Raw genomic sequence first — 311 nt, 5'->3', positions numbered from 1 at the left:
TGATCTGCCGCAGCCCCCGGTGACGGGTGAGGTGCGGGTCCTGAAGAAGGACGCGAACACGGGCGCGGTCCTGGCCGGTGCGGTGTTCGAGCTGTGGACGGAGACCAACGGCATCCCCGGTCTGCAGACCTCCGGCCCCAACCCCGACACCCACTCCGGCGCGCCGTGCACCACCGGCGCCGACGGCGTCTGCCGACTGACGCACCAGTCCGCCGGGAACTACTCCCGGCGGGCGTCTGCCGCGCCAGCGGCCCAGCACCCGGCCCTGCACCACGTCGGAGCGCCCGACCAGGCGGCCCAGGACGCCTCCG

At 74.6% G+C, this 311-nt stretch carries 1 protein-coding gene; it reads left to right on the top strand.

What is annotated here, in order from left to right:
- Positions 1-311: SpaA isopeptide-forming pilin-related protein (locus PUR56_RS00405; RefSeq protein ID WP_329947361.1), on the top strand; the 311-nt coding region annotated here is incomplete at both ends.

The organism is Streptomyces sp. BE303 (assembly GCF_036290945.1).
GTDB lineage: Bacteria > Actinomycetota > Actinomycetes > Streptomycetales > Streptomycetaceae > Kitasatospora.
The sequence above is the reverse complement of the archived record's forward strand: the minus strand, read 5'-3'. Positions and strand labels throughout refer to the sequence as shown.